We start from the raw sequence: 21,342 nt of genomic DNA, 5'->3' as shown, positions 1-21,342 counted from the left end.
CCTCGCACGTTGTCCAGCACCTGCGGTGCGTCATGCGGCAGCCAGTTGCTTTCGTTCACTCGGCCTGGATGTTCTTTGCTCTCGCAATCTGGCGCCAACGAGTCAGATCCTTTTTCACTTCATCTGCAAATGCGGCTGGCGTGAATGCTCTAAAGGAAGAGGCATCCCCGGCGAGCGCCTTTTGGCTTTCCGGACTGGTCATCGCCTCGTTGATCGCCGCATTCAGGAACGCCACGGTGGCAGGTGGTGTTCGGCCAGGGGCCAGAATGCCAGCCCAGCCGCTCAAAGTGAAGTCCCCCAGCCCAGCCTGTCTGCAAGTCGGCACAGTGGGTAATCCAGGCATGCGTTCATCGCCTGTGGTCGCGAGCGGCAAGACTCGGTGATTGCCCAGGAACGCCTGGGCGGACGGCAGACTGGTGATGACCAAATCGATCTGCCCACTGGCAAGATCCGACATTGCCGGATTCATGCCCCGATACGGCACGTGCACGAGCTGGATGCCAGCAGCGCTCGCGAACAATTCCGCCGCGAATTGGTTCATGCTTCCGACGCCTGAACTTCCATAGTTGAGTTGCCCTGGACGCTTGCGAGCGATGGCGATGAAGTCGTCCAGAGTCTTGGCCCCCAGACGCGGCGTGGCCAGAATGACCAACGGGCTGCTGTTGATCCTTGCGACGGGTTGGAAATCTCGAACAGGATCAAACGTCAGCTTGGGCTGCACCGTCACGGCCGTGGTAAACGACGAGGACACCAGCGCGAGGGTGTAGCCATCTGCCGGCGCGCGCGCAACAGCACCCAATCCAATGAGTCCGCTCGCGCCGGGCCGGTTCTCGACGATCACCGGCTGTCCGAATTTGTGGCTCAGCTGATCGGCGATCACCCGCCCGAACACATCGTTGGACCCACCAGGTGGATACGGAACGAGGATCGTGATCGGGCGACTCGGAAAACGGTCCTCGGCCGCATACGCCACCGGCGCACGGACACTGCAGAAGAGGCCGATGGCCAACAGGTCACGCCTGCGGACGGCGCAGGCCCGCGTGAGAAGTTCATTCGACACGGATGTTCGCCTCCTTGGCCAGCTTTGCCCAGCGCTTCGCTTCGGCATCGATCATTCGTTCAAAGCCGTCTCGGCTCAAGTCTTCCGCCGGGACGAAGCCCTGCATCTTCATGGCCTGCTGAGTGGCAGGACTGGCAATGAAGGTGCGTACCTCTGCATTGAGGCGGTCGAGGATCGGCGTCGGCGTCTTGGCAGCGGCGGCCAGTCCGATCCAGCCAACGGCTTCGGCATTTTTGATGCCCAGCTCCGCAAGGGTTGGCGTCTCCGGCAGGAACGGGGACCGTTTTTGGTCCGCGACCGCCAGCGGGCGCAGCTTTCCACTTCGCACCAGGGGCAGCGAGCCGGGAACCGTGTCATACATTGCAGCGACGTCGCCCGCGATGACCTGGGTGGCCGCGTCCGTGTTGCCCCTGAAAGGGATCAGATTGAATTTGACCTTCACGGACCGCGAGAAGGCTTCGTACGCAAGATGACTGGTCGAGCCTAGCGGCGGGATGCCGAACGGCAGGTCCTTCCTGCTCGCCGCGGCGATGAGGTCGGACAGCTTCGCATAGGGTCCCGATGCACTTGCCGTGATGAGCTGCGGCGTCAGCGCGATGTTGGCAATGGGCGCCAGCTCCCGCAGCGGATTCACGGGCAGGTTGGTCATGACCGCGGGAGAAATGGTGATCGCGCTCGATGCGATCGTCAGCACATAGCCATCGGCCGGCGCGCGCGCCACCGCTGTCACCGCAATGAGGCCGCCCGCACCCGGACGGTTCTCGATGAAGAAGGCCTGCCCCAAGGATTTCGAGAGATGGTCGGCCAACAGGCGCGCGAGTGCGTCCGAGGCCAGGCCGGGGGCCGTCGGCACGATGATCTTTACCGGCTTGCTTGGCCATTTGTCGTTGGCCGCCGCCGGCCCGGTCGCCATCAATGCGGCAGTCAGGGCCAGGCCTGACGCCAGAAGGTGAATCGCTTTGCACATGGAACTTGTCTCCGTCATTTTTTTGGGTATAGGGTCCCTGGCCCTCTACCAGAGGACCCGTTCGACTTCCACCGATCGAGGGTCCGCTGGACCCTCATCGACTCAGGGAATGTTCACGTCGAGCAGCGGAATGAACTGCTGCCCTCCATGCAAGTCGGCCGCGCCCAGCGCCCCCTGGGTCGTGGGATGGGGGATGCTGAACTTGAAAGCCCTTGCGAGGTCGCACTCGAAGAAGCTCACCTGCTCAACGCTCGTGCGGTAGAGCCGGGCAAACATCTGCGCATTCAGCGCGCCCGAATGCTTGACGCGCCGGTAGCTTTCTTCGTCCGAGAACAGGATGTCGAAGGTCAGGACGAAGGGCCCTGCATTCTTGCTTCGGACCATGGCGGCGAGGTCAGACAGTCGCATGGCGTGCTCCTTCGAACTGGTGGATCGTGGTGCGGAAGAGCGAGTGCGGTGTCTCCGGCAACACGACGTGATTCAGATTGAACTTGTAGACAGCACCTCGTTCGATGTGCGAGGGGTTGTGCAGGCAGGCGAAACCCGTGATCGACCCTTTCCATTTCGACGTGGGCTGGTGCAGGAGCGGCTGGCGCGTCAACTGGACGAGACCCGTCGCAGTTGCCTGATCGGGGGCGGTGGCCTCAACCACGATCCCCACTTCGTGCGGCACGCGCTCGCGCTGCGGCTCCAAAGGCCCCATCACGCCGTCCCGACCGTAGACGTGATAGTCGATTCTTGCGCCGAGCACTTCGAGCGAACGCCCGAACACGCGTTCCACCGAGGCGTGAACACGCGCCTGCACGCGTCCCAACCAAGTATCGAACTCGCCGAGGATGAAAGGATCGCGAATCCCGCCGATCAGGATGCTCTGGTAGCCGACAAGCTCGGCGCCTTCGAGCTTGACGGTGTACTGCTTCGCGGGACGGAACGCGCTGCCGCGGATCCGGACGCTCGTGTCGTCCAGCTGCTCGTAGGTGGTCTCGGTGAGGTCGAGCGCCCCGGACGCCTCGACGAAGTGGAACGGGTTGGCGTTTTCATAGAGGCTGTGGGCGGCCACGGACTGCGTCGTGCAGCGCAGGCCCGGACCCATCGGCTGGATGACGACCTCGTCGGGTCGTATATAGCCGACCACGACGCCGGGGCCGGGCTTCTCGCAAACCGACTGTCCGCACTCGACCACCTTTCCTGCATGCCACGACAGACCGTGCGGCAGGCCCATGAGAATCGGCATCGCGGCAAAAAGCGCAGGGTCGCTGCAGCGGCCGGCGACGATCAGGTCCACGCCCTCCTTCAAGGCCGCCTGCAAGGGCTCGGCGCCCATCATCGCCACGATGCGCGTGCTGCGCCGGATAACGTCGCCGCTGAGCGGCGGAGCCGGATCGAGGGCCCGGATCCGGCCTTGCTCCAGTTGATCGACCAGGAAGTCCTTGCTCTGCTCCGAACGAATCGCTGCCACCTTCAGATCGAGCTGCTCGTCCTTTGCGACCTGCGCCGCAATCTCGAGGAACCAATCCACATGCACGTCGGCGCCGCCGGTTCCCACAGAGCCGATCAGCACCGGGATCTTGCGAGGACGGGTGTTGCGCAGGATGACGGCGAGGTCGCGGCGGATCGCCTCGCGCGGAAAGGCGCTGATCCCCATCCCAAGAGCGAACGGCCCCGCATCCGTCGTGCCGGCATCGCACGCCACGAAATGAGGCTCCAGTTCAAGGGCCTTCTTGAGGCTGTCCTCGCAGATGCCCACTCCGAGCATGCCGCTTGCGGCGATGAATCTACATTCCTTCATGGTGTCTCCAGTGATCGACTGGCACGGAATATCGACGACAATCACTTTTGCCGTCAATCTCGACGCTTCGCATCGATATAAAGATGGAGCCAATCATGAACCGCGAAACGCCTCCTGAACTCGGCTCCAGCAGCGGGCTCTACATGACGGCCGAAGAGGCGGCGCGCGCCCTCAATGTCAGCGTGCCGACGCTCTACACCTACGTGAGCCGCAAGAACATCCGCGCACATCGCCCGCGGGGCGCGCGCAGCAGCCGCTATCTGCGCTCAGACATCGAGCAGCTGAAAGCCGGTATCTCGCTGGGGTCGTCGCGCGATGCTTCACCGGGCCTGACCAACTCATCCGCGATCACCCTCATGACCGAAGCGGGATCGTTCTATCGCGGCGTCAGCGCGGTACACCTTGCTGAAACGGCCAGCCTCGAGGACGTGAGCCGCCTGCTCTGGCAGTGCGAGGACTTTGATCCGTTCGAGCAGACTGCGGCAAAGCTCCCGTCTCGGTGGGATGCGCTTCAGCGAGCAAGCGCCGATTGCAGCGCGTTGGACCGCGCAACGATGCTGCTGCCCGTCATCGAGGCTGCCAATCCTCGAGCCTACGACCTTTCGAAGCAGGGGTTTCTCCGTTCGGGGGCCGACGTGCTGCGCTGGTTTGCCGCTCTGATGTTGAGGCAGGAAGCGCCGCCGGATGGTGTACCGCTGCATCGATACATTGCAATGACAACGCGCTGTGGTGCCAAGCTGGAGGATGCGCTTCGGCGCGTCCTGGTCCTTTCCGCAGACCAGGGGATGCATCCGTCAACTTACGTCGTTCGTGCCGCGGCGAATACGGGCGCGACGCCCTACCGCTGCGTGATTGCAGGACTTTCGGCCGCCACGGGCAAGCGGCTCCCGGCGGTGCGGGCGAGCGCATTTGCACGCTTCCTTGCGGAGATCGACGCGGCGGCCGATCCGACCGAGCCGGTTCGAACGCGCGTGCGCGAAAGCGAAGAGATACCCGGATTCGGCTATTCGCCTTTCGAGGTGCCCGATCCGCGCGCCGCTGCTCTTTGGGGCTCACTGCGATCGCTGCTCGCCTCAGAGCGGGCCTTCTCCCGCTTCGAACGGGCCGTCGAACTTGCGAGCGACCTCACCGGTAAGTTGCCTGATTTCGCGTTCCTGGCGGCCTACGTGAACCGTCGCATCGGCGCCGAGCCTGATGCCAACCTGGTGCGCTTGGGACGCATCGCCGGCTGGGTCGCTCATGCCTGGGAGCAGCAGAGCGAATTGCCGTTGGTGCGCTGGAAGGTGAACTACAACGGGATTCTTCCGTAGAGATCTCAGATATATCGATGCAACCAATCGATATTGACTGAAAAAGGCCGAGCTTCTACCGTCGGGACTTTGATTGCAGCAAAAGGAGACCCGATGGCAAAGCGATGGATCAACCGACCCGACGGATCGAACTGGGGCGAATTTGGCGACATGGACGTCCTCGGCCGGATGAATCTGCTGACGGCGGAAAAGGTCATGCAGGGCATCGCCGAGGTCCGAGAAGGACGCAACTTCTGCCTCAGCCTGCCGCTGGACTTCCCCGGTGGTGCGGTCGCGAATCCTCGGCGGCGGCCGCCACGGCTTTTCGGTGCGGTTCTCGGAGATCAGTGCTTCCACAACCATATCCGGGAGGTCCCGCAAGGCCGCATGCGATCGGTGGTGTGTGACGACGCCGTGCTGCTGTCCACTCAGTATTCGACGCAGTGGGACAGTCTTGCGCACGTCGGCGCCGAGTTCGATGCCGACGGTGACGGCAACGCGGAGATCGTCTACTACAACGGCTGGCGCGGCGGGAAGGACGTGGTGACGCCACCCGCGCGGCTCGATGCGGAAGAATGGGCGAGATACGAGGGCGTGACGGCCGGCCCTCTGGGCATCGACGGCATGGCCGCCTCATGCGTCCAGGGGCGCGGCGTGATGGTCGACCTGCACAGGCACTTCGGCCGTGCGCAGCATTGGGTGAGCTACGACGACCTGATGCGCATCCTCGAACAGGACAAGGTCGACGTGGAGCGAGGCGACATGCTGTGCCTGTGGACCGGGTTCGACGACCTTCTGCTGGAGATGAACAAGCAGCCCGATGGCGAGCGACTGCATGGCAGCTGCGCCGGTCTCGACGGTTCGGACGAGCGACTCCTTCGCTGGATCACCGACTCTGGTGTGGCGGCGCTGATCTCGGACAATCGCGCCGTCGAGATCCTGCCTCCCCGTCCCGGTGCGACAACGACCATCCATGAGCATTGCCTGTTCAAGCAAGGCATACCCCTGGGCGAACAGTGGCTGCTTTCGCCGCTGAACGCCTGGTTGCGAGAGCATGGACGCAGCCGGTTCTTGCTGACGGCACCGCCCCTTCGGCTGCCGGGTGCTGCGGGCTCCCCAGTGACGCCAGTTGCGACTGTTTGACCCATCTCGAACCGCAATTCGGCTGTAGTTCAGCCCGCCGGTTCGAGTACTGCGGATTCTGGCCGAGTCCGCACCATTGCAGGTTTCACAGGCTCAGCTATCCCCATTGCAACAACCGATGCGCGCTCTGGATGGCAAAGGCCAAGGGCAATAGTCGGCAAGCGCGAGGGTGTACACCGGACACCTCGACGCCAACCTCCGCCGCGTGATCAACAAGCAGGATTCGCCCTGCGTTCTGCGGCCGGACGAGGTTCACGGCTCCAGCGAACTTGCGACCCGCATTGCATCCGACTGCGTCAGTTGCCCGCATAGCGGCCTGCCGCGATGTCTTCCAGCAGCGTCGGCTGCGTCGGCGCCCAGCCCAGCAGCTCGCGTGTCCTCGTGCTGGACGCGGGTGCGTCGGCGCCGAAGAACATGCCGATCCAGCCGAAGTGCGCGGCAGCGCGGTCGTCGGGTATCGACCCCACCGGAACATCCAGGAATCGCCCGAGTGCCATGGCGATGTCGCGCGTCGCGATGCCCTCCTCTGCGACGGCGTGAAGCACGGTGCCGGGCTTCGCCTTGTCGATCGCCAGTTGGACGAGCTTGCCGGCGTCCAGACGGTGGACCGCGGGCCAGCGATTCCGGCCTTCGCCCAGGTAGCCCGAAACGCCCTTCTCGAGGGCGATCTTCGCCAGGGTCGCAACAAAGCCATGATCTCCCCCAGCGCCATGCACCGTGGGCGCGAAACGCACGACAACCGAGCGGATGCCGCGGTCGGCGAGGCCGAGCGTGTAGGCAGCGTTGGCCAGGCGTGGATGCGTCGCGTTGTTCGGCATGTGGGTCTCGGTGCCGATGCTTCCAGGCGCCAGGCTCAGCGTGCCCGAGGCGATGAGTAGCGGCCCGCCTGTGCCTTGCAGGACATCGGCGAATGCGTCAATGGCGGTGCGGTCGGTCTGCGCCGCGGCGGCCATCTGCGAGAAATCGTGGTTGTAGGCGAGGTGGACGACGCCCTCCGCGCGTGCGGCGGCGGCACGAAGACTGGCCGGATCGTCCAGCGTGCCGCGCACTGCCTCGGCGCCCAATCTCTCGATCCTGGCCGCTGCCTCGTCGTTGCGGGCGAGCCCGAGCACGTGATGTCCTGCGGCGATCAGTTCGGTGACGCTGGCCGAGCCGATCCAGCCCGAGGCGCCTGTGACAAGAATTCGCATGGGTGTTCCTTTGATGTCAGTGAGTGACATCAGTATAGGCCTATGATGTCACACTGTGTCAACACCTTGGAAATGTCATGGGTCGCTGGGAGCCTGATGCGGAGGGCCGCTTTCGCATGGCAGCCATGGAATTGTTCGCGGAGGTCGGCTATGAACAGACGACGGTCGCGGCCATTGCCGAGCGCGCCGGCCTGACCTCGCGGACCTTCTTTCGCTACTTCGCCGACAAGCGCGAAGTGCTCTTTGGCGGATCAGAAGTGCTGCAGGAATCGATGGTGGCCGCGCTCGCCGGTGCTGCGGCTGGCGCCACGGCCTTGGAGGCCATTGCCGCTGCCCTCGCCGCGGCGTCTGAATTCTTCGATGAAAAACGCCGCGGCTTTGCCCGCCAGCGAGCCGCCGTCATCGCTGCCAACGGCGAGCTGTACGAGCGAGAACTGATCAAACTGGCCAGACTCTCCGCTGCACTGGCCGAGGCCTTGGGCGCGAGGGGATTCGACGAGCCCGACGCAAGCCTCGCTGCGGAGGCGGGTATCGCAGTCTTTCGCGTCGCATTCGCGCAGTGGGTCAGGAAAACCGAGCGACGCAGCTACAGCATCATCGTCGACGCTTCACTGGCGCGACTGAAGACACTCGCGACCGCCGTGTGAGGCTCAGGTGCCCCGTTTGGTCAGAAACATTCACGGGCTCCAATCGGCACATACGCCTCCGGCGCGGCGAGTTTCGAACGCCATGCAAAGCTCGTGTCCGGGACCGGGACCGGCATGGTGCCTGTTCGGCTCGCCTGTAGCTCGGATGAGGTCTAAGGATGCCTGGCTGGCTTCGAGGCTGCTCACTCGACGCGGCCCCTTCCCCGGTCGAATCCACCCATCCGCTCAGCAACTCGGCCCGGTTCGTCGCGGCATCGGCCGAGAAGAGAATCTGCGGCGAAGCGCCCGTCAGCCGGAAGATCAGATGCAGATGGCCAGACGACACTGCTCCTGAAATCAGGCCGGGCTCATTGCGACGGGCGCATCGAGCACGATCTGCCCCGCCGTGAGTGTGTTCACCGTGGCACCGGGAATCTCCATAAGGATGCTGGCCCTTTCGGCCACCATGTAGGCCGTGAGATGCAGCACCGGGCGGTCCTCTAGATCGTGCATCAGTCGCACCAGCTTCAGCAAGGGGCCGCCTACCTCCGTCTGCAGCAAGGCGGCGCGCTGCGGGTCGGCCACGGTAGCGCTGATTTCCTGCACCACGCGTCCGAACTTCACGCCCTGGTCCATCAGGATCTCGTAAAGCGCACGTTTCTTCAGCGCGGCCTCAGTGGCGCGACGGCCGACAGACACCGGTACCCAGGCATCGGTAAGCATCGCCGGGCGGCCGTCGCGATGAGAGCGCACGCGCAGGGCGTGCACTGCCTTTTCGGCGGGCTTTAGTTCCAGCAGGCGCGCCACGTCCGCTGGCGGCGCAGTCTGCAGCACGTCCAGAACCCGCACGACCGTCTCGGTGGCGGTCTTGCGCAGGCTGTCTATCACGCTGAGGCTGGGGGCAGGCCGCCAGGCCATTCCCGCATCGCCCCGCACGAAGGTGCCGCGGCCGTGTCGGCGCTCCACCAAGCCAAGAGCCGCGAGGTCGCTCAGGGCCCGGCGCACGGTGATGCGCGAGACGCCGAAGCGCTCGCACAACTGCTCTTCATTGGGCAGGACGCCGCCGGCAAAGAGTCCGCGCGAGATCTCGTCGCGTAGCACCAGGAAGATCTGCCGGTGAAGCGCCGTGCCGCGCGCGCTGTTCATAGAGTTTTCCGGGATTGCCGTGTTCATGGAGCGCGAGCATAGCCCGTTGACTTGTCGTGATGTTGTGATATTCTCAATACAACTGAGCCAACAAAAGACAACCTGTCATGAGCCAACCCGCCTCGCAACTTCGACGACTGCTGGCCGCGCCCGGCATGGTCATCGCCCCCGGTGCCTACGACGCCATCGGCGCGCGGCTGATTGAACAGGCCGGATTTCCCGCCGTCTATATGACCGGTGCCGGCACGTCCGCCGCGCGCGGCTTTCCCGACTTCGGCCTGCTGGACCTGGGTGAAATGGTGGGCAACGCCGCCACCATGGCGCGTTCCATCTCCGTGCCGCTCATCGCCGATGCCGACACCGGCTATGGCAACGAACTGAACGTGACGCGCACCGTGCGCGAATACGAGTCGCGCGGCGTGGCCGCCATCCATATCGAGGACCAGGTCTCGCCCAAACGCTGCGGCCACCTCGACGGCAAGGAGGTGATCGCGCGCGTGGACTTCATCTCCAAGATCCGCGCCGCGGTGGAAGCCCGGCGCAATGAGGATTTCGTGGTCATCGCCCGCACAGACGCACGCGCCGTGCTCTCGCTGGACGAAGCCGTGTGGCGTGCCAACGCCGCCCTCGATGCCGGCGCCGACATGGCTTTCGTCGAAGCCATGCAGACCATCGAGGAAGTTGCAGCCGTACCGAAGCAGGTGAAGGGACCGTGCCTGCTCAACGTCGTGCCCGGCGGCCGCACCCCGATCTTCGATCTGCGCCAGGCAGAGGAGATGGGCTACAAGCTCGCGATCCTCCCTGGCCTGATGCTGAAGGCGGCCATCGAGGCCGGCGACGCGGCGCTGGACGAACTCAAGCGCACGCACCAGGCGCCGGGCGTATCGCAGAGCGTCGCCCAGACCTTTCGCCGCTTCGGTGCCGACGAGTGGGACGCGCTGCGAACCCGATTCAATGCCGGCGCCGCGATGGAGCAGAAGTGAGCCGGCCATGAGCGCGCCACAAACGCTTTTCGACAAACTCTGGAATGCGCACGTGGTGCGCGAGCTGGGCGACGGATGGGCGCTGCTGCACATCGATCGCCACCTGCTGCACGACCTGTCGGGCCCGCCGGCGCTCGGCGAGGTGGCGGCGCGCGGCCTGCCGCTGCACAACCCCGAGCTGGTCTTTGCCACGCCGGATCATGCTGTTTCTAGCCAGCCCGGCCGTATGGCCACTACGTTTCCGCTGGGTGGCAAGCTGCATGGCGCGCTCAAGCAGCTGAGCCAGAAGATGCAGGTGCGCCTGTTCGATCTGGGCGAGCGCGGCCAAGGCATCGTGCATGTGATGGGGCCGGAACTGGGCATAGTGCTGCCCGGCCTCACCGTGATCTGCGGCGACAGCCACACCTGCACCAACGGCGGCCTGGGCGCCATGGCATTCGGCGTCGGCTCGTCCGAGAGCACACATGCTCTGGCGACGCAGACGTTGCGCCAGCAGAAGCCCCGGCAGTTGCGCGTGCGCGTCAACGGTCAATTGCGCGACGGAGTGAGCGCCAAGGACCTCGCGCTGCACATCATCGGCAGGCTGGGCGCGGCGGCCGGCGTGGGCCATGCCATCGAATTCGCCGGTCCGGCGATCGAGGCTCTCGAAGTGGAAGGCCGCCTCACGCTGTGCAACCTTTCGGTGGAGCTGGGCGCGCGCTTCGGCTTGGTGGCGCCGGACCAGCGCACCTTCGACTACTTGCGCGGCCGCCCCTTTGCGCCACAGGGCGCCGGCTTCGATGCGGCAGTGGCGCAATGGCGAGAGCTGCACAGCGACGAGGGCGCGGGCTTCGATCGCGAGGAAGTCTTCGACGCGAGCGAGGTGCGTCCAACCATCACCTGGGGCACCAGCCCCGAGCACGCCATCGCCGTCGACGGCCGCGTGCCCGACCCGCTGGCAGCCGGCAACGAACCGCAGCGCGACAACCTGCGCGCAGCGCTCGATTACATGGGCCTGGTGCCAGGCCAGCCAATCGCCGGCACCAAGGTGGACTGGGTCTTCATCGGCTCCTGTGCGAACGCACGGCTTTCTGACCTGCGCTCGGCCGCCGAAGTGGCGCGCGGACGCAAGGTGGCACCGGGCGTGAATGCGTGGGTGGTGCCGGGCTCCGAGAACGTCAAGCGCGAAGCCGAGTCAGAGGGACTGCGCGAGGTCTTCGAGGCTGCCGGCTTCTCTTGGCGCGAGCCGGGCTGCAGTATGTGCGTGGCCGCGAACGGCGAACAGGTGCCGCCACGGCAGCGGTGCGTCTCCACCTCCAATCGCAACTTCGTCGGACGCCAAGGTCCCGCGGCGCGCACCCACTTGGCGAGCCCCGCCATGGCGGCGGCGGCTGCCATTGCCGGCGCCATCACCGATCCCGCCTCTCTCCAAGCATGATGCAAGCCTTTGTCTCCGTGACTGGTGCCGCCGCGCACCTTCCGCGCGCCAATGTCGACACCGACGTGATCGTGCGCATCGAGCGCCTGACGACGCTCACGCGCGACCAGCTTGGCCGCTATGCGCTGGAAGCCCTGCGCTACCGGGAAGACGGCAGCGAGGCACCCGAGTTCGTGCTCAATCGCCCGGAATTCCGCGGCGCGCCGATCCTTTTGGCCGGCGAGAACTTCGGTTGCGGCTCCTCGCGCGAAGGTGCGGTGTGGGCCCTCATGGGCATGGGCCTGCGCTGCGTGATCGCGCCGAGCTTTGGCGACATCTTCTTCAACAACTGCTTTCAGAACGGCATGCTGGCCATCCGGCTGCCGGCCGCCGAGATCCAGGCCCTGGCAGCTGCCTGTGCCGACGGCTCACCGCTCACGGTTGACCTGCAAGCCTGCACGCTCGTACATGGCACCCATGGCACGCGTTGCTTTGCCGTCGATCCGCTGCGCCGCGAGGCACTGCTGCAGGGGCTGGACGACATCGGCCTCACACTCAAAGACGACGCGCTGATCTGCAGGTGGCAGGCCGCCGACCGGCTGCGCCGCCCCTGGGCCTGGCCCACGGCCAGCGCGGAGTTGCGTGCATGAGTCCCTGGCTGCTGCGCTGGATCGGGCTGCCGCTGCGCGGGCGCCGCGCCGGCGAGGGCGCGCTGGTCTGCAACGATCCAGTGTTGGCCGCCCTGCCCCAGACGCTGGCACTGCGCAGCGACAGCTTCGGCCACAACCAGGCGCTGAACCTGCGGCAGGCCGGCGAAGGCGTCGGCCGCAACCTGTCGCCTGAACTGAACTGGGCCCCCTTGCCCGACGGCGCCACGCACTGGGCCCTGCTGATCGAGGATCCGGACGTACCGCTGCGCCAGCCTTGGCTGCACGGTGTGGCCACCGGGCCTGCGGACGTGCGGCAACTGGCCGAGGGTGCCATGTCGGGCTACGCCGGCGCGCGGCCGCTGCCTGGCCACGGCACACACCGCTACGTATTCCAGCTCTTCGCGCTGAACGAAGCGCCCGGCCCGGCGAGCACGCGCGAGGCACTCATGCCTTCGCTCCGGCGCCACGCGATCGCGCGGGGGCGGCTCGACGGCCTCTTCCGGCGCGACTGGCTGCATGCCCGGCCTGTCGCGCCCTGACCCAGACACAAAGAACCGGAGACAAGACCCTGTGAACATCACGCACTACCGGCGACGCTTTCGTGCCGCCTTTGCCTTGGCAGGCACCCTGCTGGCCGCCTCGATGGCGCATGTGGCCCACGCCCAAGCGACCTCCAGCTGGAAGCCCAACCGTCCCGTGTCCCTCGTGGTGCCCTACACCCCGGGCGGCGGAACCGATGCCACCGCACGTGCCGTGGCACGGCGCTTGGGGGAGCTGTGGGGCCAGCCGGTGGTGGTGGAGAACATGCCCGGCGCCGACGGCCTGATCGGCACCCGCCGCGTGATGGAGGCGAAGCCGGACGGCCACACGTTGCTGCTGCAAGTCCCGTCCATTTTGGTGACCAAGCACGTGCCGGGCCTCAAGGGCGTGGATCCGCTGGCGCGTCTTGCGCCGGTAACGGCCGTGTCCGTCTCGCCAGCCGCCATCGTAGCCAGCGCCAAGGTGCCGGCGAAGACGCTGGGCGAATTCGTCAGCTACTGCAGGGCCGCCACTACGCCCTGCTCGCTGGCCAGCGGCGAGAACCTGGCGCGCATCTCGGCCAAGCAGCTGGCCGCCGAGGCCGACATTCCGAACCTGATCGTCGTCAACTACAAGGGCACCGGCGCCATCGTGACGGACATGATTGCGAACAACGTGAACATGGCCTTCACCGGCATCACCGCGGCCTTGCCGCACTACAAGGCCGGTACGCTGAAGATCTTCGCCACGCAGGGCAAGAAGCGTGCCGCCGCACTGCCCGAGGTACCCACGAGCGCCGAGGCCGGCTTTCCGCAGTTCCAGTCGGTGACCTGGTACGGCGTGTTTGCGCCGCAGGGAACGCCGGCCAACGTGACCCAGGGCATCGTGAGCGCATTGCGCGAAGCGGTGAAGGACCCCGAAGTACAGAAGACCATCGCCGCCGCCGGCGCCGAGCCGCTGGTCAACTCACCCACCGAATTCTCGGCGCAGATACGCGAAGACGGCCAGCGCTTGGACGCGCTGGTAAAGCTGTACCCGCTCGAATGAAGGAAGGCCAGCCCATGACCGAAGCGATACACACCTTCGACGACAACGAACAGGTCAGCGTACGCTGCGTTCTGATGCGTGGCGGCACCAGCAAGGCCCTTTTCTTCCAGGAGGCGGACATACCGCCGCCGGGCCCGGCGCGCGATCGTTTCCTCAAGCGCGCCATGGGAACGCCCGACGTGCTGCAGATCGACGGCATGGGCGGTTCACGCCTTGTCACTTCGAAGATCGCGATCATCAAGAAGTCCGGGCGCAGCGATGCGGACGTGGACTACACCTTCGCGCAGGCCGATGTGGAGCGCGACCGGATCGGTTACGACGCCAACTGCGGCAACATCTCCTCAGCCGTGGCGCCATTCGCGGTAGACGAAGGCCTGGTTGCAGCGATCGAGCCGCTGACCACGGTGCGCATCCACAACACCAACACCGGCACGCTGCTGGTGTCAAAGGTGCAGGTGAAGAACGGCAAGGCACGCGTTCTGGGCGACTGCGCCATCGCCGGCGTGCCGGGCACTGGCGCCGAGATTCTGATGGACTACACCGACACGCTGGGCGCCAAGACGGGCAAGCTGCTGCCCACCGGTCAGCCGGTGGACACCATCACGCTGGAGGACGGCCACCGCATCGAGGTCTCCATCGTCGACGCCGCCACGCCCTGCGTGTTCATTGCGGCCAACTCCCTGGGCCTTACGGGCAGCGAGCTGCCATCGGAGATCAGCGCCGATCGCGCGCTGATCGAGACCATCGGCGAGATCCAGTCGAAGGCGGGCGCGCGCATCGGCCTGTACAAGCATTGGAAGGACATGCACCTGCCGGGCCTTCCGCTGGCCGTGATGGTGGCGCCGCCGGCCGACTACGCCGACACCAATCGCAAGACCGTGAAGGCAGCCGACTGCGACCTGCGCGCGCGCCTTGTGTTCCTCGGAAAGTGCCACGACAGCATGGCCGGCACCGGCTCCATGTGCGCTGCGGCGGCATCGCGCGTGCCCGGCACGCTGGTGAATACGGCCGTGGGCGAGCGCGCTGGCACCGACACCCTGCGCATCGGCCACCCCTTGGGCGTGATGACGGTGAAGGTCGTCGCCCGCGCCGGTGACACACCGGGATCGACGCGCTTCGACGCACTGGGCCTGCAGCGCACCGCGCGCCGGCTGATGGACGGCATGGTGTACGTGCCGCGCGAGGCGGACTGAACGCCCGCAGCATTTCAGAAGAACCAACGGAGACAGACATGACCTCGACCTTGACGCACCGCCGCGCCTGCGCAGCCTTGGCCGCCTTCGCGCTTGCAGCCCCTGCGTTTGCGCAGAACGGCGTGCTGGGCAAGCCCCTGCGCATCGTCGTCGGCTACCCGGCCGGTCAGACCGTGGACATCGTGGCCCGCAATTTCGCCGCGGCCCTCGGGAAGGAGATCGGCCAACCGGTGATCGTCGACAACCGCCCGGGCGCCAATGGCAGCCTGGGCGCGCAGGAGGTGAAGAAAAGCACGCCCGACGGAACCACCATCCTCCTGGGCACGCTGGGGCAGATGACCATCAATCCCACGCTGTACAAGAAGCTGCCCTACGACACGCTGAAGGACTTCGCGCCCATTGCGCAGGTCAGCACCGGCGCGCTGCTGCTGGTGGCCACGCCTTCGTTCGGGCCGAACAATTTGCGGGCTCTGATCGACTACGCCAAGGCGCGGCCCGGCGAGGTCGACTTTGCTTCGGGCGGCAACGGCATCACGGCGCACCTGGCGATGGTGGTGCTAGAGCGCCAGGCCGGGATCCAGCTCAATCACATTCCCTACAAGGGCTCGCCGGCCGCCATCAACGACGTGATGGGCGGGCAGGTGCCGATCATGTTCGATGCCATTGCCGCCACGCTGCCGCAGGTCAGGTCCGGCAAGCTCAAGCCGCTGGCCGTCTCCAGCCCGAAACGCAATCCGCAGCTGCCCGACGTACCCACAGTGGCCGAGCAGGGCCTCACGGGTTTTGACATCAGCTCGTGGGTGGGCTTCCTGGCGCCGGCGGGTACTCCGCCGGCCACGGTGACGGCGCTGCACGACGCCATCGCGCGCGCCTCGGCCAACCCCGAGATCCAGGAATCCATCCGCGCCACCGGCAGCGAGCTCGCCATCACGTCGCCGGACGAGTTCGGCCGCTTCCTGCAAAGCGAGATCCGCAAGTGGGGCCAGGCGGTGAACGATGCCGGCGTGCAAGTCGATTGATAGAAAGTCAAGGAACATGACGAATCGCCCCCCTCCCACCGACCCGCGCGGCCCCACAGGCCAGTTGTGCGACTGGCTCGCCGGCTTCTCGCTGGACCAAGCGCCGCCCTCGGCCCGTGAGCGCGCCAAGGCGCTCACGCTGGATGGCATCGGCTGCGCCATCGTCGGCGCGCAGCTGCCGTGGTCGCGCACCGCCGTCGACATCGTCCGCCGCTTCGAAGGCGCTGGTGACCGCAGCATCGTCGGCTGGGGCGCAACCACCAGCGCGCCGGCGGCTGCGCTGCTCAACGGCACCTTCATCCAGGGCTTCGAGCTGGACGACTACCACCCGCTGGGGCCGCTGCACAGCGCCTCCATCGTCTTGCCGGCCTTGTGGGCCGCGGCCGAGGGCGAAGGCACCCAGGCCAGTGGCCGGCGCTTCCTCGAAGCTGCGCTGGCCGGCTACGAGGTGGGCCCGCGCGTCGGGATGGCACTGCACGGCGCGCAGATGCTGTCGCGCGGCTGGCATTCGGGCTCGGTCTTCGGCACGCATGCGGCGGCGGCCGCGGTGGGCAAGCTGATGGACCTGGATGCCGCACGCTTCGAGGATGCGCTGGGCCTGGCCGGCACCCAGTCGGCCGGCCTGATGGCAGCCCAGTACGAGGCCATGTGCAAGCGCATGCACCACGGTTTCTCGGCGCGCAACGGCCTCTATGCCGCAGTGCTGGCCGAGGGCGGCTACACCGGCATCAAGCGCGTGTTCGAGCGGCCCTACGGCGGCTTTCTTTCCACCTTCGGCGAGGGCCACGAACCCGATGCCTCGCAGATCACCAGTGGCCTGGGCGAGCGCTGGGAGGTGGAGCGCATCGTCATCAAGCCCTACGCAGCCATGGGTGGCATCCATTCGCCGCTCGATGCGCTGTTCGACGTGGCGGCGAAGCGAGCGCTCGTGCCTGGGGAGATCGCGAAGATCGAGTGCGATGTGTCGCATGCGGTTTACCACCACGGATGGTGGGTGCCCGAGCGGCCGCTGACGCCGATCGGAGCGCAGATGAACATCGGCTATGCGCTGTCCGTGGCCGCTATCGACGGGGCGGCCATGGTGCGGCAGTTCTCACCCGCACGCATCGACGCGGACGACGTGTGGGCGCTGCTGCCCAAGGTAGAGGTACGGCATGACCCGGCCTTCGACGCCGGTGGAATGATGAAGCGCGGCCAGACCCGCGTGGCTGTCATCTTCACCGACGGCCAGCGCATTGTCGCGGAGCGCGCCAGCTCGCGCGTGATCGAAAAGCCGCAGGACACGGCAGGCGTGACCGCCAAGTTCCGCAGCCTCACCGATGGGCTCATCGATAAAGCGCGCCAGAACGCCATCGAGGAGATGGCGCTGGGCATTGAGGACCTGAAGGACGTGCGCGAGCTGATGGCCCTGCTGGCCCCTGCCGTACGCCCCGCCTTCGACTGATCTACCGGCACTCAGAACACGGAGACAAAACCATGCAAGCGACTCTTCGATTCGGCATCGCCGCTCTCGTCGGATTCGGCCTTTGCGGCCTCGCGCTGGGCCAAGGCGACTGGCCCCAGCGCCCCATCCGCATCGTGGCACCCTACGCCGCCGGCGGTGCCGGCGACGAGAGCGCACGCGCCATCGCCGACGGCCTGTCGAAAGCGCTGGGCCAGCCGGTTGTGGTGGACAACAAGCCCGGCGCGGGTGGCGTGATCGGCGCGGACCTGGTCGCCAAGTCGCCCGCCGACGGCTACACGCTGCTGGCCGGTGCCAACGGCACGCTCATCAATCCGATCATCCACCGCAAGTTGCCCTATGCCGCCAGCGACCTGGTGCCTGTGAGTGGTGTGTCCTTCTCGCCCTCGCTGATCGTGGCGGATCCGGACATCGGCGTGAAAACGCTGGCCGAGCTGCAAGCGCATGCCAAGACCGACCCTAGAGGCATTTTTTTCGGCACCACTGGCGTCGGCAGTACCGGCCACTTCTCGGGCGAGATGATCAAGGCGGCGCTGGGCGTTCCCTTCACCTTCGTGCAGTACAAGGGCAGCGGCGAGACCAATCTGGCGCTCGGCTCGCATCAGGTGCAGTTGATTTCCGACGTGCCCAACGTCTCGCTGGTGAACCTTGGCAAAGCTGGCAAGGTGCGCATGTTGGCGGTGGCCTCGGACAAGCGCATGCCGCAGCTGCCCCAGGTGCCGACAACGGCCGAGGCGGGCTTTCCAAGCATCCGCATGATTCATTGGCTGGGCCTGTTCGCCCCCAAGGGCACCCCGCCTGCCATCCTCGACAGGCTCAACGCCGCGGCGCAGGCCTTCGTCACCTCGCCCGCCGAGCGAGCCAACATGGCGGCCCGCAATTCGGAGCCCATGGTGGGCAACCGCGCGCAGTTCAGCGCCTTCGTCGACAGCGAGACCGCCCGGCTGGGCAAAATGGCGAGGGAACTGAAGATGATTGCGGAATGACGCCCTTTCCCTCGCACGGCCGTCTGCCGGCAGTCTTCATGCGCGGCGGCACCAGCAAGGCGCTGGTCTTCCACGCGCGCGACCTGCCAACCGACCGAGCGCTCTGGGCGCCGCTCTTCCTCAGCGCCATGGGCAGCCCCGACCCCCACGGGCGGCAACTCGACGGCATGGGCGGCGGCGTGACTTCGCTCTCGAAGGTCTGCGTCATCGGGCCGCCCACGCGCGGCGACGCCGATGTCGACTACAGCTTCTTCCAGGTGCTGGTGCGGGAAGCCCGCGTCGCCGAGAACGGCAACTGCGGCAACATGTCCGCGGCCATCGGCCCGTTCGCGGTGGATGAAGGTCTGGTGCAGGCCCGGGGCCACAAGGCCACCGTCCGCATCCACAACACCAACACGCGCAAGATCATCCGCGCCACCTTTCCCCTGCACGAAGGCCGCGCCGCCATCGACGGCAAACTGCGCATCCCCGGCGTGACCGGCAGCGGCGCGCCCGTGCGGCTGGACTTCCTCGATCCCGGCGGCGCGGCCACCGGCGCCCTACTGCCCAGCGGCAGCGCCTGCGAGCACATCGACGTGCCCGGCGTGGGCCGGCTCGAGGTGTCGATCGTGGACGCGGCCAACCTCTGCATGTTCGTCGCCGCATCGGACCTGGGCCTGGCGGGCACCGAACTGCCGCAGGTGCTGGAGGACGATGCGGCCGCGCTCGAGCGATGCCGTGCCGCTGGCGCGGCCGTGGTCCTCTCGCTCGGGCTGGCGGCCGATGCGAAGGCGGCGCGCAGCAGACTGCCCTTAATCGCGCTGGTCTCCCCGCCCGTCGATGCACCCACGCTCTCGGGTGAAACCATCGAGGCCGGCGCCTCGGACCTGTGTATCCGAATGCTTTCCAGCGGCCAGCCGCACCGGGCCCTGCCCGCGACCGGCGCCGTCTGCACGGCTGTGGCCATGGGCGTGCCGGGCAGCATTCCTCAGCGACTGGCGCGCGCTGCCGTGTCCGGCGCGCCGCGCCGGCTGTCCATGCCTTCAGGGGTGATCACGGTCGATGCCGACGTGGGCCTGTCGCGCGGGAGGGAGCCGGCGCCGCATGCCGGATCGGGCACGCTCTACCGCACCGCGCGCCGTCTGTTCGACGGCCACGTGTATTACTGAGCCGGGCGACCAGCGGTAAATCGAAAGCGCGTCCGGCGGCGCGGGCCATGTGGTCATCGTCGCACGACTGGAAAAAGCGCAACGACACGTCAGCACGACCGCCCGAACTTTCCTGTATTACCAAGAGGCGAGACGGGCCGTCTCGGCGTATGTTGACTTATGTTTATGTTGTGATACTCTCATAACAACCATCAAAATGGAGACGACCTTGTGAAGCAGCATCCTCCGCATCCAGAGACCACCATATCTCCTCAAAACGGCTATCGCCCAATAGGCGGCAGCATCAGCAGTAGATCCGATGCGAACGGCAGGCAAAAGCGCGGCCTCGATGCCGGTCGGAATGAGCATGAGAGACACATCTAATCCGACGCGCGACCTCGCCGAGTTTGCGGCCGGCCCGTGTCAGATTCCCACGGACTTGCTAGGCCTCATCGAGGAATGCGTTCTCGATCTCGCTGGCCACAGTGCTTTCTCAGCTCAGTTCGCAGAAAGCAGCGCGTCCTTCAGGAAAGGAGCGTGTGCGTTGGATCCAGGGCGTGGTGGCTTTACCGTGATCGGCGATGCCGAGGGCTATACGCAGGGTCAAGCTGCGCTGCTCAATGGTGCCTTCGCCCACACGATGGATTTCGACGATACCAACGTCTACGGAGTGCTGCACCCGGGCGCGCCCGTGATCGCCGCCGCCTTGGCGGTGGCCGAAGAGATGGACGTAGGCGGCCGCGCACTGCTTGAAGCCGTCGCCATCGGCTATGAGGTCGCGAGTCGGATCGGCGCCGCACTCGGTGAAAGTGCGTACGACCGAGGTTTCCACGTCACGGGGGTGGCGGGCATCTTCGGCGCGGTGGCAGCCGCAGGGCGCCTGCGTATGCTCGATGCTGCGCAACTCGACACAGCGTTTGGCCTGGCAGGCAGCTTGGCCGGAGGGTCGATGCAGTATCTGGAGAACGGCGCCTGGAACAAGCGTCTCCATCCAGGTTTCACGGCGCAGGCGGCACTCATGGCGTTGGGGTTCGCCCAGGCCGGCGTTCTCGGCGCGAAGGATGCGGTGGCGGGCCGCTTCGGCCTCCTCAATGGACACTCGAACCACCCGCGGCCCGAGCGACTGACACAAGGCCTCGGCCAGGATTGGGTGGCCAGGCAGACCGGCATCAAGCCCTATCCGTCGTGCCGTCTAACGCATGGCGCGGTGGATGCCGCGCTCGCACTTCGCGAATTGGTGCCCGAGTCAGAGCTCCAGCAGGCGTCGCTGGTCGTGACGCTCAGCCCGAAAGGCTTCGACATAGTAGGCGAGCCCCTTCCAGCCAAGATCGCTCCGCGCAACGTCGTCGATGGCCAGTTCAGCGTGTACTTTCAGGTGGCCTGCGCATGGCTTCACGGCCGTGCCGATTGGCAAAGCTACGCTTGCCTGGGCGATCCCGCCGTGGAAGCGATGGCGCGTCGCATTCAGGTTGGAGCAGAAGCCGAGCTCAAGGGTCCCGCTGCTCGACTTCACGTGGTAGGTCGCCCTACCGCGTGCTTGGAGGTCTCCACCCCTCTGGGCGAGCCTTCGACCCCACTTAGCCGCGACCGACTCACGCAGAAGTACCTCTCTTTGGCCGTGCCTGTCTATGGCGAAGCGCGAGCCTGCGAACTGGCGGCTACGTTGCTGGCATTGCGCGAAGCGCCCAAGGCAGCCGAGGTTATCCGCAGTCTGCGCGCCTGAGGAACACTCGTCCAACTATCCCGGAGA

The 21,342-nt window shown here is 66.2% G+C and carries 20 protein-coding genes; 14 read left to right on the top strand and 6 right to left on the bottom strand.

Annotated features, from left to right (window positions below):
- Positions 1 to 55 precede the first annotated feature (55 nt).
- From RZE77_RS09505 to RZE77_RS09490, 4 genes are all read right to left on the bottom strand, one after another.
- Positions 56 to 1,060, bottom strand: coding sequence for a Bug family tripartite tricarboxylate transporter substrate binding protein (locus RZE77_RS09505; protein WP_319441618.1), 1,005 nt, complete (start codon positions 1,058 to 1,060; stop codon positions 56 to 58).
- Complete coding sequence (locus RZE77_RS09500) at positions 1,050 to 2,027, bottom strand: Bug family tripartite tricarboxylate transporter substrate binding protein (RefSeq protein WP_319441617.1); 978 nt, start codon at positions 2,025 to 2,027, stop codon at positions 1,050 to 1,052. The genes RZE77_RS09505 and RZE77_RS09500 overlap by 11 nt, the downstream gene beginning before the upstream one ends.
- Before the next feature lie 102 nt (positions 2,028 to 2,129).
- Positions 2,130 to 2,435, bottom strand: coding sequence for a DUF4387 domain-containing protein (locus tag RZE77_RS09495; protein ID WP_319441616.1), 306 nt, complete (start codon positions 2,433 to 2,435; stop codon positions 2,130 to 2,132).
- On the bottom strand, positions 2,422 to 3,873 hold the full coding sequence (locus RZE77_RS09490; RefSeq protein WP_319441615.1) for an acyclic terpene utilization AtuA family protein: 1,452 nt from the start codon (positions 3,871 to 3,873) through the stop codon (positions 2,422 to 2,424). Before RZE77_RS09490 ends, RZE77_RS09495 begins: the two co-directional genes overlap by 14 nt.
- Before the next feature lie 38 nt (positions 3,874 to 3,911).
- On the opposite strand from RZE77_RS09490, the gene RZE77_RS09485 reads away from it, so the two are divergent.
- Entirely contained in the window at positions 3,912 to 5,126 is a 1,215-nt protein-coding gene (locus RZE77_RS09485; protein ID WP_319441614.1) for a citrate synthase family protein, read from the top strand.
- 93 nt (positions 5,127 to 5,219) lie between these two features.
- Positions 5,220 to 6,248 (top strand): cyclase family protein, encoded by a 1,029-nt coding sequence (locus RZE77_RS09480; RefSeq protein WP_319441613.1) that lies wholly within the window; start codon positions 5,220 to 5,222, stop codon positions 6,246 to 6,248.
- Positions 6,249 to 6,544: 296 nt separating this feature from the next.
- Here the strand turns inward: RZE77_RS09480 and RZE77_RS09475 are convergent, their stop codons facing one another.
- Positions 6,545 to 7,438, bottom strand: a complete 894-nt coding sequence (locus RZE77_RS09475) for an SDR family oxidoreductase (RefSeq protein WP_319441612.1) — start codon at positions 7,436 to 7,438, stop codon at positions 6,545 to 6,547.
- Positions 7,439 to 7,563: 125 nt separating this feature from the next.
- Between RZE77_RS09475 and RZE77_RS09470 the strand changes: the two genes are divergently transcribed.
- Complete coding sequence (locus tag RZE77_RS09470; protein WP_319441611.1) at positions 7,564 to 8,085, top strand: TetR/AcrR family transcriptional regulator; 522 nt, start codon at positions 7,564 to 7,566, stop codon at positions 8,083 to 8,085.
- 336 nt (positions 8,086 to 8,421) lie between these two features.
- Here RZE77_RS09470 and RZE77_RS09465 read toward each other — a convergent pair whose 3' ends face one another.
- Positions 8,422 to 9,237 (bottom strand): GntR family transcriptional regulator, encoded by an 816-nt coding sequence (locus tag RZE77_RS09465; protein ID WP_319441610.1) that lies wholly within the window; start codon positions 9,235 to 9,237, stop codon positions 8,422 to 8,424.
- A gap of 80 nt (positions 9,238 to 9,317) precedes the next feature.
- On the opposite strand from RZE77_RS09465, the gene RZE77_RS09460 reads away from it, so the two are divergent.
- The 11 genes from RZE77_RS09460 to RZE77_RS09410 all read left to right on the top strand — a co-directional run bounded on the left by RZE77_RS09460 (position 9,318) and on the right by RZE77_RS09410 (position 21,315).
- On the top strand, positions 9,318 to 10,193 hold the full coding sequence (locus tag RZE77_RS09460) for an isocitrate lyase/PEP mutase family protein (RefSeq protein WP_319441609.1): 876 nt from the start codon (positions 9,318 to 9,320) through the stop codon (positions 10,191 to 10,193).
- A 7-nt stretch (positions 10,194 to 10,200) separates the two neighbouring features.
- On the top strand, positions 10,201 to 11,610 hold the full coding sequence (leuC, locus tag RZE77_RS09455; RefSeq protein WP_319441608.1) for a 3-isopropylmalate dehydratase large subunit: 1,410 nt from the start codon (positions 10,201 to 10,203) through the stop codon (positions 11,608 to 11,610).
- The gene (gene leuD, locus RZE77_RS09450; protein ID WP_319442327.1) at positions 11,610 to 12,239 is read left to right on the top strand and encodes a 3-isopropylmalate dehydratase small subunit; all 630 of its coding nucleotides are present in this window, start codon (positions 11,610 to 11,612) and stop codon (positions 12,237 to 12,239) included. The genes leuC and leuD overlap by 1 nt, the downstream gene beginning before the upstream one ends.
- Complete coding sequence (locus RZE77_RS09445; RefSeq protein ID WP_319441607.1) at positions 12,236 to 12,778, top strand: YbhB/YbcL family Raf kinase inhibitor-like protein; 543 nt, start codon at positions 12,236 to 12,238, stop codon at positions 12,776 to 12,778. The genes leuD and RZE77_RS09445 overlap by 4 nt, the downstream gene beginning before the upstream one ends.
- Positions 12,779 to 12,809: 31 nt before the next feature.
- Positions 12,810 to 13,805 (top strand): Bug family tripartite tricarboxylate transporter substrate binding protein, encoded by a 996-nt coding sequence (locus RZE77_RS09440; protein WP_319441606.1) that lies wholly within the window; start codon positions 12,810 to 12,812, stop codon positions 13,803 to 13,805.
- 14 nt (positions 13,806 to 13,819) lie between these two features.
- Positions 13,820 to 14,998, top strand: a complete 1,179-nt coding sequence (locus RZE77_RS09435) for a 2-methylaconitate cis-trans isomerase PrpF family protein (RefSeq protein WP_319441605.1) — start codon at positions 13,820 to 13,822, stop codon at positions 14,996 to 14,998.
- Positions 14,999 to 15,036: 38 nt separating this feature from the next.
- A complete protein-coding gene (locus RZE77_RS09430; protein ID WP_319441604.1) occupies positions 15,037 to 16,017 on the top strand; it encodes a Bug family tripartite tricarboxylate transporter substrate binding protein in 981 nt (326 codons plus the stop codon).
- 16 nt (positions 16,018 to 16,033) lie between these two features.
- Complete coding sequence (locus RZE77_RS09425) at positions 16,034 to 17,461, top strand: MmgE/PrpD family protein (RefSeq protein ID WP_319441603.1); 1,428 nt, start codon at positions 16,034 to 16,036, stop codon at positions 17,459 to 17,461.
- A gap of 32 nt (positions 17,462 to 17,493) precedes the next feature.
- Positions 17,494 to 18,465, top strand: coding sequence for a Bug family tripartite tricarboxylate transporter substrate binding protein (locus RZE77_RS09420; RefSeq protein WP_319441602.1), 972 nt, complete (start codon positions 17,494 to 17,496; stop codon positions 18,463 to 18,465).
- The gene (locus RZE77_RS09415) at positions 18,462 to 19,613 is read left to right on the top strand and encodes a 2-methylaconitate cis-trans isomerase PrpF family protein (protein ID WP_319441601.1); all 1,152 of its coding nucleotides are present in this window, start codon (positions 18,462 to 18,464) and stop codon (positions 19,611 to 19,613) included. The genes RZE77_RS09420 and RZE77_RS09415 overlap by 4 nt, the downstream gene beginning before the upstream one ends.
- Positions 19,614 to 19,959: 346 nt before the next feature.
- A complete protein-coding gene (locus tag RZE77_RS09410; protein WP_319441600.1) occupies positions 19,960 to 21,315 on the top strand; it encodes an MmgE/PrpD family protein in 1,356 nt (451 codons plus the stop codon).
- The last annotated feature ends 27 nt before the right edge of the window (positions 21,316 to 21,342 follow it).

Origin of the sequence: Variovorax sp. SPNA7, from assembly GCF_033807855.1 — a bacterium.
Taxonomy (GTDB): Bacteria; Pseudomonadota; Gammaproteobacteria; order Burkholderiales; family Burkholderiaceae_C; genus Variovorax; species Variovorax beijingensis.
Note: the sequence above shows the minus strand (reverse complement) of the source record. Positions and strands in the feature narration are given on the sequence as shown.

Coding starts and splice junctions, on each gene's coding strand:
- RZE77_RS09470 (WP_319441611.1), top strand. CDS start 7,564: ATGGAATTGTTCGCGGAGGTCGGCTATGAACAGACGACGGTCGCGGCC.
- RZE77_RS09410 (WP_319441600.1), top strand. CDS start 19,960: ATGAGAGACACATCTAATCCGACGCGCGACCTCGCCGAGTTTGCGGCC.
- RZE77_RS09465 (WP_319441610.1), bottom strand. CDS start 9,237: ATGAACACGGCAATCCCGGAAAACTCTATGAACAGCGCGCGCGGCACG.
- RZE77_RS09415 (WP_319441601.1), top strand. CDS start 18,462: ATGACGCCCTTTCCCTCGCACGGCCGTCTGCCGGCAGTCTTCATGCGC.
- leuC (WP_319441608.1), top strand. CDS start 10,201: ATGAGCGCGCCACAAACGCTTTTCGACAAACTCTGGAATGCGCACGTG.
- RZE77_RS09425 (WP_319441603.1), top strand. CDS start 16,034: ATGACGAATCGCCCCCCTCCCACCGACCCGCGCGGCCCCACAGGCCAG.
- leuD (WP_319442327.1), top strand. CDS start 11,610: ATGCAAGCCTTTGTCTCCGTGACTGGTGCCGCCGCGCACCTTCCGCGC.
- RZE77_RS09500 (WP_319441617.1), bottom strand. CDS start 2,027: ATGTGCAAAGCGATTCACCTTCTGGCGTCAGGCCTGGCCCTGACTGCC.
- RZE77_RS09445 (WP_319441607.1), top strand. CDS start 12,236: ATGAGTCCCTGGCTGCTGCGCTGGATCGGGCTGCCGCTGCGCGGGCGC.
- RZE77_RS09460 (WP_319441609.1), top strand. CDS start 9,318: ATGAGCCAACCCGCCTCGCAACTTCGACGACTGCTGGCCGCGCCCGGC.
- RZE77_RS09435 (WP_319441605.1), top strand. CDS start 13,820: ATGACCGAAGCGATACACACCTTCGACGACAACGAACAGGTCAGCGTA.
- RZE77_RS09495 (WP_319441616.1), bottom strand. CDS start 2,435: ATGCGACTGTCTGACCTCGCCGCCATGGTCCGAAGCAAGAATGCAGGG.
- RZE77_RS09485 (WP_319441614.1), top strand. CDS start 3,912: ATGAACCGCGAAACGCCTCCTGAACTCGGCTCCAGCAGCGGGCTCTAC.
- RZE77_RS09430 (WP_319441604.1), top strand. CDS start 15,037: ATGACCTCGACCTTGACGCACCGCCGCGCCTGCGCAGCCTTGGCCGCC.
- RZE77_RS09480 (WP_319441613.1), top strand. CDS start 5,220: ATGGCAAAGCGATGGATCAACCGACCCGACGGATCGAACTGGGGCGAA.
- RZE77_RS09475 (WP_319441612.1), bottom strand. CDS start 7,438: ATGCGAATTCTTGTCACAGGCGCCTCGGGCTGGATCGGCTCGGCCAGC.
- RZE77_RS09420 (WP_319441602.1), top strand. CDS start 17,494: ATGCAAGCGACTCTTCGATTCGGCATCGCCGCTCTCGTCGGATTCGGC.